This is a genomic window from Brachybacterium sp. Marseille-Q7125 (assembly GCF_023062615.1).
GTDB lineage: Bacteria > Actinomycetota > Actinomycetes > Actinomycetales > Dermabacteraceae > Brachybacterium.
Window position 1 is genome coordinate 1 of record NZ_JALLAL010000071.1, and the last position, 10,394, is coordinate 10,394.

The following is a 10,394-nucleotide window of genomic DNA, read 5'->3' on the forward strand; positions in this document are numbered from 1 at the left end:
GCGGGGCGACGGGGTGGGGCTAGCGCTGGAACTCGTCGATCGCCTGTTTGATCTGCTTGCCGGTGCGGACCAGGATCGGCAGCGCGAAGAACATGACGAACCACCAGTTGCCGAAGCCCACGCGGTACATCGTGAACATGATGAAGACCAGGACGATCAGCTGGCTGAACAGGGAGAACCCGATCTTCGCCAGCGGCGGCTTGCTGCCGTGTGCGGTGGACGCGGCGAAGCCGCCCGTCGTATCCGAGCCGGCGGGCTGGTAGTCCCCGTCGGCCTGCGAGCTGAACTGCGGGGTGAAATCCGAGACGAAATCCGGCGACGGTGCGGGGGTGCCTGCCGCCTCTGTCGAGGGCGGCTGCGATGCAGCGTCAGGGCTGGGATCACGGTCCTTCCCGCCCAGCCACGACGGATCCCCGCCCGGTCCGTGCTCGCCATTCCCACGCAAGATTCCCATGGTCACGCATGGTAGGCCACGGGGTGGGGAGGGGCCGACGGGGGGCTCGGACCGGCGACCGGGGCTGGGGCCCGCGACCTCTCCTCCACAATGCCCCTTCATCCACAATCCGGGGCCGGAGGTGGTGGCGGCGCGGCGCCGTCTGGACGATGGGGACATGAGCATCAGCGACCCCGAGGGCCCTAAGCGCCCCTCCGAACGCCACCCGGTGGCGGGGCCCGATGATGCGCTGCGCGCAGCCGCCGGGCAGCTCACGGCACTGAATGCCGGGGCCTCCGCCCGGGAGCTCGTGGCGGAGGTCCTGGCCACCGTGCATGCGGCGTTCACTGCGACGCAGGCGGTGAGAGATCCGCTGCCCGAGACCGCGCCGGACAGCGCCGAGGAGGCTCTCCCCGCGGTGGCGGGTATCGCCCAGCTGCGCTCCATGCTCGGCGGGATCGAAGCATCATGGCAGGTGACCGCGGCAGAGCGGATCCGTCGGGACGACGCGGCACACGGCGTGGCCACCGCCAAGCAGGGGCGCGGAGCCGGGCATGAGCTGGCCCTGGCCCGGCGGGTCTCGCCATCGTCCGCTGACCTGTCCCTGGCCGCCGCTCGCCGGCTCGTCCAGCAGATGCCCGGCACGCACTCCCGTCTGCGCCATGGCACGATCACGCACGCGCAGGCCCGCGCCGTCGCCTCCTCTCTCGACCGCGCACAGCCGCACACCTGCACACAGATCGATCGGATCCTCAGCGAGGGCCCGGAGGCACTGGACGGTATGGGGACCCGGCGCGTCCGCGCCCACATGCAGCAGCTCATCCAGGAGCTGGAACCGGAGAAGTCTCGCGAACGCGCGGAGCGAGCCGCCCGGGAGCGCCACGTGCGGATGCAGCCGATGCGTGACGGGATGGCGCGCTTGACCGCGGTGCTGCGGGCGATTGATGCGACCGCGGTGATGGCCACCCTGGATCGATCCGCCAGCGCCCTGAAGGCCTCGGGCAGGCCCGGGTCGCACGCGGCGCTGCAGGCGGATCTGCTGGTCGAGGCTGTGCTGCGGGCCCCGGAACAGGCACAGAAGACGCCGGGTTCGGCGCTGCGGTTCATCCGCCCGAGCCTTGATGTGGGCGTGATCCTCTCCGATGCCGCGCTGCTGCATCCGGGGCGCTACACCGGCTGCGCGCTACTGGAGGGCTACGGGCCGCTGCCGGCGCACATCGTCACCGACACCATGGCCGGGCAGGAGCCTGGTCGCCTTGAGCACGCCGAACATCACGAACCAGAGGGATCCGATGGCGATGATGAGCTCATCGCGTTCTACCGTCGCCTCTACACCGCGCCGACGAGCGGGCAGCTCGTGGCCCTCGAATCAACCGCCCGGGCCTTCCCCGCGGGCCTCGCGAAGATGATCCGCCTGCGGGACGGCAGCTGTCGCACACCCTGGTGCGATGCACCGATCCGACACATCGACCACGTCCACCCCGTCCGCAACGGTGGCCCCACCAGCTACGCCAACGGGCAGGGGCTGTGCGTGCGCTGCAACCAGCGCAAAGAGCACGGGCTCTGGTCGCTGCGCCCGCAGTCCGCGCAGCCGCCGGAGGCGTGGCACTGGTCCAGCCCGCACGGCGCCATCGGCCGCTCCCCCACTCCTCCCCTGCAGCCGCCCCGGCGCATCCTTCCCCCGCCCCGCCAGGACACGGCGGGCGAGGGGGACCCATCCCGAGATGGCAGCCAGCCCGCCGATGGGACGGATCCCGGCTGAGGCGCGACGCCGCGCCCCTGCTGGAGGCTCAACGCTTCAGCGCTGCTGCGCGTCCTTCGGCACCGTCGTCTCCTGCGGTGCGAGCGCGCCCATCACCCGGTGGGGAACGTAGGGGGCTCCCAGCTCCTCCAGCTCCTCCGCCGTGAGCTTGAGATCCAGCGCCCCGAGCGCTCCGTCGATGTGCGAGGTCTTCGTGGCGCCGATGATCGGGGAGACCACCGGATCCTGCCCGAGCAGCCAGGCGAGCGCCACATGCACCCGCTCCACCCCCCGCTGCTCCGCGATCCGCGCCACGGCCTCGACGATCGCCGATCGGGCTGCACGGGGGATCTTCATGGTCCCACTCGGTGGGACCGGGCGCGAGCGCTGCGCATGAGACGGAGCGGAAGAGTCGGCGCTGTGGGGGCTGCCCCGCGGGCGTCTCACGCGCCTGCGCTGATCCAGGCTGAGCCGCTACCGTCGGACCATGCTGCATCTGAGCGATGACCAGGTCCGTACCCTCCTGCCCACCCCTGCCCGCGCGGTGGAGCTCATGCACGAGACGCTGCTGGCGCTCGCCGACGGCTCGGCCTCGGTGACCCCGAAGTCGCAGGTGGAGCATGAGGAGGGCGGGTTCGCCAACGCCATGCCGGCCACGTGGCCGGAGCGCGGGCTGCTGGGCATCAAGTGGGTGACGATCACGCCGTCGAACCTCGAGCAGGGCCAGGAGATGATCGACGGTCTGATGGTGCTCTCCGGGTCCGACGGTTCCACGCGCGCCACGATGGATGCCGCGGAGCTGACGGCGCTGCGCACCGCCGCCGTCACCGGGGCCTCGCTCGCCCTGGATGATCGGCCCGTGACGTTCCTGGGCACCGGGGTGCAGGCCCGCTCGCATGCCCGCGTGATCGAAGCACTGGGCCGCGGCCCGCTGACCGTCTGGGGTCGCCGCGCTGAGGCGCTCGAGGAGCTGACCGCCTGGTGCGCCGAGCACACCCCGACCCTTGACCTGCGCACCACGACGGACCGCGCCGAAGCGCTCACCGGGGCGAGCGTGGTGATCTCCGGGCTGCCCATCGGCCTGACCGATACTGCACTCTCTCCCGGTGACGTGGCCCCCGACGCGACCCTGCTGCCGCTGGATTACGCCTCCGTCGTCGCAGCGGAGATCGCGCGGACCGGCACGCTCGTCGCCGATGACCCGGAGCAGTTCGAGGCGCTGCGGCCCGTGAAGCTCGGAGAGGATTACCCGCGCGCGACCGGTGCCACCGGCGATCTGCTGCGTCAAGGCCGCCCGGAGGGCCTGGTCATCGCGCAGAACCTGGGGTCGGGCCTGGGGGATGTGGTGCTGGCCGACGCGGTGGTGCGCGCAGCTGAGGCCTGACGCGCCCGCGCCTACGATGGTCGGCATGGATCCGCGCAGGCTGCTCATCTTCCGCACCGTCGTGGCGAACGGCTCGATCGGGGCCGGCGCCCGGGAGCTGGGCTGGACCCAGCCGGCCGTCTCCCAGCATCTCGCGGCGCTCGAGAAGGAGGTCGGCACCCAGCTGCTGCTGCGCTCCTCCACGGGGGTGACGCCGACGGAGGCGGGCGCGCGCCTGGCCGCGCATGCGGAGGCGATCGCCGCGCAGCTGGAGGCGGCGCAGAAGGAGCTGGCGGATATCACCGCGCTGCGCCGCGGCACGGTGCGCTTCGGCACGTTCCCGTCGGCCGCCGCGACGCTGCTGGCACCGACGCTGAAGCACCTCGAACGCTCCGCCCCGGACCTCGATGTCACCTTCTGTGAGCTCGAGCCGCCGGATGCGGTGAGCGCACTGCGTGAGGGCGAGCTGGATCTTGCGCTCGTGTTCCGCTACCCGTGCACGGACATCGGCGATGAGGGCACGTTGGAGTGGACGCCGCTGATGGAGGACCGGGTGCTGGCGGTGCTGCCCTCGTCGGATCCGCGGGCGGAGGATCCGGGTCTGACCTTGGCGGATCTGGCGGAGGATCCGTGGATCGCTGGCTGCGAGCGGTGCCGCGCGAACCTCATCACGAGCGCCCGACAGGCCGGTTTCTCCCCGGCGGTGCGGTATTCGACCGATGACACGATCGTGGTGCAGCAGCTGGTCAGCCATGGCGCGGGCGTCGCGCTGGTGCCGGAGATCGCGCTGGTCGCAGCACCGAGCGCCGATGTCGCGATCCGGGAGCTGCCGGGGCTGGAGAACCGTCTGATCGGACTGCTGAACCGGCGCGGGGCGCTGTCGATCCCAGCGGTCGCGGCGCTGCGGGATGCGCTCGCGGCGCAAACGCAGGAGCGGCTGAGCACAGCGGTGATGATGTGAGCGCTCCGGCGAGCGCGTGGCTGCGCCCGCTGCTGGTGCTGTTGGGCGGCGCGGTGTTCTGCGGCCTGCTCATGCTGGTGCGGCAGGAGATCGTGGCACTACCGGTCGCGCTGCTGACGCTGCTGATGGTGTATTGGACGAGCCCTCTGCGGCGCGGGGATCACACCTCGCTCGCCGCCGCCCGGGAACGTGCCTCAGCGGTCCGCTCTGGTGCTACTCCCCCGACGGTGGTGCTGTGGGCGCCGGGCAATCCGGCATCGGCCCGCCTGCACACCGCGATCCGGGGGCCGCGCGAGGACGTGATCTGGGTGAACGTGTACCGGGACCGGATGGCGATGGATCTGCTGGTGGAGCAGGGCGGCGCGGAGGCGCTGCCGCTGGCGCTGCACGGTGATGCGGTGCATGCGGCGGTCACGCCTGGGGAGCTATTGGAGCTGCTCGCGCAGGACTGACCACCCCGCATCTTCTGCTTCTCCGGAACTCCGGATATCATGATGGTTGTGTCCGATGCCCGCGACCCTCTGCTCGCCCGCCTCGACCGTCTCGAGGCCCGCATAGACCAGCTGGAGGCCACCGCCACCAGCGCGCCCTCAAGGAGCTCCTCCCCGAGCCCGGCGGTGTGCAGTTCACCGGCGCCGTCACCGTCGGCGCGGGGCACTTCGAGTTCCAGTGGGCCCGCCCCACCCAGCATCTGCAGCAGACCGACTGGGCCGAGCATGCGGACACCGTCGCCGCGCTCGGCCATCCGCTGCGCCTGACGATCCTGCAGCACCTGCTGGAGGGCGAGCGCACGGTCGCGCAGCTGGTCGATGAGCTGGGGCTCGCCTCCACGGGCGTGGCCTACCACCATCTGACATCGCTGCAGGCCGCGGGCTGGGTGACCTCCCCTCGCCGCGGCGCCTGGGCGCTGCCGGCCCCGCGCATCGTCCCCCTGCTGACCATCCTCATCGCCCTCGAGAAAGGCTGAGTGTGTCCGCCTCTCTGCCCGACCAGCCCGCTGCTGCACCCCCGTCCCGACGCACCCTGCTGACCGCCACGATCCCTGCCGCCGCCGCGCTGATCGGCGTGGGCGCCCTGTCTTTCCCGCGCCCCGCTTCACTGGGAGAGCCGACGGGGGATACCGACCTCGCCGCTGCCGTCGCCCCGCACCTGAAGGGGCACCAGCGGGTCGCCGTGATGCTGCGCGACCCCTCCGGTGCCACGCGTTTCGCCGGTTTCGGGTCGAGTGAGTCCGATGAGTTCGAGATCGGCTCAGTCACCAAGACGTTCACCGGCGCCCTACTGGCCTGCGCGATCGAGGAGGGTGAGGTGAGCGCGGAGACCACCGTGGAGGAGATCCTCGGCGAGCGCGCATCCGGCAGTGAGGTGGCCGATGCGACCCTGGCGGAGCTCGCCACGCACACCTCGGGGCTGCCGCGGCTGGCATCGGCCATGCTCTGGCGCGCCACCACCGCGGGCTTCCTGCACCATGACCCCTATGCGGGGCGGGATGCACAGACCGTGATCGACGATGCACTCGCCTCCTCCCTGTCCGGTCGTGGCACGTCGTCGTACTCGAACCTGGGCGTCGCGCTGGAGGGGCAGCTGCTCGCCGCCGCAACGGGAACCGACTACGCGAGCCTGCTGCAGGAGCGGATTCTCGAGCCCGCCCAGCTCACGGGCACGTATGCCCCGATCACTCCGGAGAACCTGCGCGAGACCCACCGGCGCGGGCATGGGGTGAACGGCCTGCGGCAGGCGGCCTGGACCATGGAGGGGCAGGCTCCCGCGGGCGGGATCTGCTCCACTGCCGCGGACATGATGACCTACGTGACCGGGATGATCGATGGCTCCGGGCCGGGCGCCGCCGCAGCCACCGAGGTGCTGCATGAGGGGGAGGACAAGATCGTGGCCATGAACTGGTTCCACAGCGTGCTCGACGAGGAGGCTGACACGAGGCTGATCTGGCACAACGGCCAGACCGGCGGCTACTGCTCCTTCGCGGGTTTCCGGCCCGATACAGGGCAGGGCGTGGTGGTGCTGACCGACAGCGCCCGGCCCGTGGATGGCCTGGGCGCGGGCCTGCTGACCGGGGAGGTGGCGGCATGATGCAGATCCTGGCGTGGCTGCCGCTGGTGATCGCGCTCTTCCTGGCCGGCGGGATCGTGTGGAGCATCGTGACGATGCTGCGCCGCCACCTGCACCCGTGGCAGATCGGGCTGCGGATCGTCTCCGCGGCGACGGGTCTGGCGATCATCTCGATCATGGAGGTGCTTCCCGCCGAAGCCTGGTTCGTGCCCTGGCTGCTGGCTCTTGCCGTGCTGGCCGCCGCCGCCATCGCAATCCGACGCACCCTCACGCAGCAGCCCCCGTCGGACCCCACGAAAACCCAGGCGAAGCTGCTGGCCCGCCCGAACCGCTGGAACATCGGCGGCGAATGGGGGCTGCTGCTGGTGCTCCTGGGGCTCGCGGTGATCGCCGGGTGAGACGGGCAGGGACCCGCCCCGACGGTAGGGGCCTGCCCTGTCGGGCAGGGGCGCCCCTACGATGAACCGCATGAGCATTCCCGCCACGCCGTCCTGGGTCCGCGATGCGATCTGCTGGCAGGTCTACCCGCTGGGGTTCTGCGGGGCACCGCAACAGCGTGACACCACCACACCGGACGCCACGGCACCAGACAGCACAGCGCCGACGGGCCAGGTCTCCCATCGCCTCCCGCGTCTGATCGGCTGGCTGAATCACCTGGTGTCCCTGGGCGCGAATGTGCTGCTGCTGAACCCGGTGTTCGACTCCGTCACCCACGGCTACGACACCCTGGATCACCGCCGCGTGGACCCGCGCCTGGGCGATGCGGAAGACCTGCAGACCCTGATCGACGCCTGCCATGAGCGGGGCATCCGCGTGGTGCTCGACGGGGTGTTCAACCACCTGAGCGTCCAGCACCCGGTGGTGCAGCAGGCTCTCAAGGCCGGGCCGGGGACCGCGGAGGGCGCGTGGATCCGCTGGGCCGATGGGCATCCCTACGGCTTCGAGGGCAATGCGGACCTCGTCGAGCTGGACCTCGCGCATGCCCCCGTGCAGGACGCGGTCGCGCAGGTGATGATCCACTGGCTGGAGCGTGGCATCGACGGCTGGCGGCTGGATGCGATGTATGCCGCCGGGGCCGCAGCCTGGGCGCCGATCCTCGAGCGTGTGCGCCGCGCGCATCCGGAGGCGTGGCTGCTGGGCGAGGTGATCCACGGGGATTACCCGCAGATCGCCGCGGGCTCGGGCGCGCAGTCGATCACCCAGTACGAGCTGTGGAAGGCGATCTGGTCCGCGCTGCATGACCACAACCTGTTCGAGCTTGCGCACGCTCTGGGTCGGCACGCCGAGTTCCTCGAGCAGCCCGGTGGCGGGCACCCGCTGACGTTCCTGGGCAATCACGACACCACCCGCATCGCCTCCCAGCTGCCCGATGGCCGCGACCTCGCCGTCGCCTACGCCCTGCTCGCCCTGCTGCCCGGGGTGCCGACGGTGTATGCGGGCGATGAGCTCGGCGCGACCGGCATCAAGGAGGAGCGCGCCGGCGGGGATGATGCGGTGCGCCCCGAGTTCCCGGACAGCCCCGCGGAGGCTGTCGCGGGAAATGGCCCGCTGCCGCTGCTCTCCCCCGCCGCGGCCCCGCGGATCCTCGAGGTGCATCAGCGGCTGCTGTCCCTGCGTCGCCGCGAGCCGTGGCTTGCCACCGCCCGCCTCGCCATGGACGGTGAGAGCCTCAGCAATGAGTACGCGCGGATCGTGCTGCACCCGCGGGATGAGGGGGCCGACGGTGTCGCCCCCGCCCCGCTCACCCTCCTGCTGAACCTCTCTGACCAGGACCTTCCGGCTCCCGGCGAGGTGCTCGAGGCAGTCTCCGGAGCCGCCATGCTCGATGCCGTCCCGGCCCCCGGCCCGGGGGTGATCCCCGCGCACGGCGCGGCGGTGGTGCGCTGAGGCGGGGCGGCTCAGCCCTTCACCGAGCCGGACATGAGCCCGGAGATGAAGTACTTCGAGAGGATCACGTACACGAGCAGGGTGGGCAGGGAGGCCAGCAGCGCCCCGGCCATCGACACCCCATAGTTGGTCAGCAGCGCGCCGTTGGCGATGTTGTTCAGCACCAGGGTGACCGGTCCGTTGTTCGGCGTGGAGAAGAACACGGCGAACAGGAAGTCATTCCAGGCGTTGGTGAACTGCCAGATCAGCACCACCACGAAGCCGGGGATTGCGATCGGCAACGCCACGGACCAGAAGGTGCGCAGCATCCCGGCGCCGTCCACTTTCGCGGCCTCCATGAGCTCATGCGGGACGGTCTCGAAGTAGTTGCGGAAGATCAGCGTGGTGATCGGGATGCCGAACACCACGTGCAGCAGGATCAGCGAGGGCACGCCGTTGGGGACCTGCAGGGCCAGCACCAGCTCCAGCAGCGGGATCATCACCGCCTGGTACGGCAGGAACATGCCGAACAGGATCAGGGTGAACACCACGTCCGCTCCGGGGAAGCGCCAGCGGGAGAGCACGAAACCGTTCAGGCAGCCCAGGACCGCGGAGATGATCGTGGAGGGCACCACCATCGCGATGGTGCGGCCGATGGCGGGGGCGAGCTGCTGCCAGGCGCTGGTCCAGTTCTCCATCGTCCACGTGCTGGGCAGCAGCCAGGCGCGGGCCGGGGAAGCGTCCCCCACGCCCTTGAAGCTCGTCACGAGCAGGACGTATACGGGGATCAGCACGAACACCACGCCGAGCAGCAGCGCGGCGTAGCGCAGGGTGCGGCGCAGCGTGGCGGGGCCCTGGTGGCCCTTCGGGCGTGCGGCCGTGGGGGCGGGGCGGCCCAGCGGGTCCTCGCCGGGGCGGGTGGGGGCGATGTCCGTCGTGGTCATGAGCGGCGCTCCCTGGCCTGGTGGATGAGGTACGGGACGATCAGCACGGCGATGATCATCAGCAGGATCGTGCCCACTGCGGCGGCATTGGCGTAGTCGTAGCTGGACTTGAACACGAACATGTCCACCGCCGGCACCTTGGTCTGGTAGTTCGAGGGCTTCGAGATGGACATGATGAGGTCGAAGCTCTTGAGCGACATGTGCGCGATGATCACCAGGGCGCTCATGAGCACCGGGGTCAGCTGCGGGAAGATCACGTAGCGGTAGAGCTGCAGCTCGGTGGCGCCGTCCATGCGCGCCGCTTCCCGCAGGTCATCGGGGATCCCGCGGAAGCCCGCGAGGAACAGCGCCATCACATACCCGGACAGCTGCCACACCGCCGGTAGGGCGATCGCGAGGATGCCGAAGGTGATGTGGTTCCACCACGGGTTCTGCAGGAAGCCGAGCCCCACCATCTGGAACAGCCGGTTCAGACCGGAGGCGCTCTCCCCCTGGTTGGAGTTCAGCAGCCAGCGCCACACCACACCGGAGGCGACGAAGGAGATCGCCATGGGGAACAGGTAGACGGTCTGGAACAGCCGCCCGCCAGGCAGGGGCCGCTCCAGCAGCCACGCCCACAGAAAGCCGATCAGCAGCGCGCCGATCAGGAACGCCCCGGTGAACAGCAGCAGGTTCGTCAGGGAGTGGCGGAACGCTTCGGACTTGAACAGCTCGAGGTAGTTGTCCAGGAACACGAAGGCGATGGGCTTGCGGCCGTTCGCCTGCGCGGCGGTGTGGTTGTCCGTGGAGGCCATCCACAGGTTCTGGGCGATCAGCAGGTACACGAACACGCCGACGAGGATCAGCGAGGGGGAGATCAGCAGTAGCGGGGGGCCGTACCGACGCAGTCGAGCGGACATAGTGCCTTCCAAATACAGCGTGCCGGGCGGGTGCAGGGAGCCTCGGGGCAGGCGCCGGCTCTTATACACATCTGACGCTGCCGACGAGACTCCCTGTGTAGGGTTTGGTCGGCTCTGTTC

General features: G+C 70.5%; 12 protein-coding genes. 8 read left to right on the forward strand and 4 right to left on the reverse strand.

The features are described from left to right. Window positions 1-19: 19 nt before the first annotated feature. A complete protein-coding gene (locus MU407_RS12865) occupies window positions 20-454 on the reverse strand; it encodes a hypothetical protein (RefSeq protein ID WP_246958076.1) in 435 nt (144 codons plus the stop codon). Window positions 455-611: 157 nt separating this feature from the next. On the opposite strand from MU407_RS12865, the gene MU407_RS12870 reads away from it, so the two are divergent. Then, a complete protein-coding gene (locus MU407_RS12870; protein ID WP_246958078.1) occupies window positions 612-2,195 on the forward strand; it encodes an HNH endonuclease signature motif containing protein in 1,584 nt (527 codons plus the stop codon). Window positions 2,196-2,231: 36 nt separating this feature from the next. Here MU407_RS12870 and MU407_RS12875 read toward each other — a convergent pair whose 3' ends face one another. Beyond that, window positions 2,232-2,531, reverse strand: a complete 300-nt coding sequence (locus tag MU407_RS12875; RefSeq protein WP_246958082.1) for an aldo/keto reductase — start codon at window positions 2,529-2,531, stop codon at window positions 2,232-2,234. A 130-nt stretch (window positions 2,532-2,661) separates the two neighbouring features. Here MU407_RS12875 and MU407_RS12880 point away from each other — a divergent pair, with 130 nt between their 5' ends. From MU407_RS12880 to MU407_RS12910, 7 genes are all read left to right on the forward strand, one after another. Beyond that, a complete protein-coding gene (locus MU407_RS12880; RefSeq protein ID WP_246958083.1) occupies window positions 2,662-3,558 on the forward strand; it encodes an ornithine cyclodeaminase in 897 nt (298 codons plus the stop codon). Window positions 3,559-3,583: 25 nt separating this feature from the next. Further along, on the forward strand, window positions 3,584-4,498 hold the full coding sequence (locus tag MU407_RS12885; protein ID WP_246958088.1) for a LysR family transcriptional regulator: 915 nt from the start codon (window positions 3,584-3,586) through the stop codon (window positions 4,496-4,498). Next, entirely contained in the window at window positions 4,495-4,950 is a 456-nt protein-coding gene (locus MU407_RS12890; RefSeq protein ID WP_246958090.1) for a hypothetical protein, read from the forward strand. The genes MU407_RS12885 and MU407_RS12890 overlap by 4 nt, the downstream gene beginning before the upstream one ends. A gap of 167 nt (window positions 4,951-5,117) precedes the next feature. After that, window positions 5,118-5,465: a helix-turn-helix domain-containing protein gene (locus MU407_RS12895; protein WP_246958094.1), complete on the forward strand. Its 348-nt coding sequence runs from the start codon at window positions 5,118-5,120 to the stop codon at window positions 5,463-5,465. A 2-nt stretch (window positions 5,466-5,467) separates the two neighbouring features. Next, window positions 5,468-6,586, forward strand: a complete 1,119-nt coding sequence (locus MU407_RS12900) for a serine hydrolase domain-containing protein (RefSeq protein WP_246958097.1) — start codon at window positions 5,468-5,470, stop codon at window positions 6,584-6,586. After that, entirely contained in the window at window positions 6,583-6,963 is a 381-nt protein-coding gene (locus tag MU407_RS12905) for a hypothetical protein (RefSeq protein WP_246958098.1), read from the forward strand. The genes MU407_RS12900 and MU407_RS12905 overlap by 4 nt, the downstream gene beginning before the upstream one ends. Window positions 6,964-7,033: 70 nt before the next feature. Beyond that, entirely contained in the window at window positions 7,034-8,452 is a 1,419-nt protein-coding gene (locus MU407_RS12910; protein ID WP_246958100.1) for an alpha-amylase family glycosyl hydrolase, read from the forward strand. Window positions 8,453-8,463: 11 nt separating this feature from the next. Here MU407_RS12910 and MU407_RS12915 read toward each other — a convergent pair whose 3' ends face one another. Beyond that, window positions 8,464-9,375, reverse strand: coding sequence for a carbohydrate ABC transporter permease (locus MU407_RS12915; RefSeq protein ID WP_246958102.1), 912 nt, complete (start codon window positions 9,373-9,375; stop codon window positions 8,464-8,466). Beyond that, complete coding sequence (locus MU407_RS12920; protein WP_246958104.1) at window positions 9,372-10,274, reverse strand: sugar ABC transporter permease; 903 nt, start codon at window positions 10,272-10,274, stop codon at window positions 9,372-9,374. Before MU407_RS12920 ends, MU407_RS12915 begins: the two co-directional genes overlap by 4 nt. Window positions 10,275-10,394 lie beyond the last annotated feature (120 nt).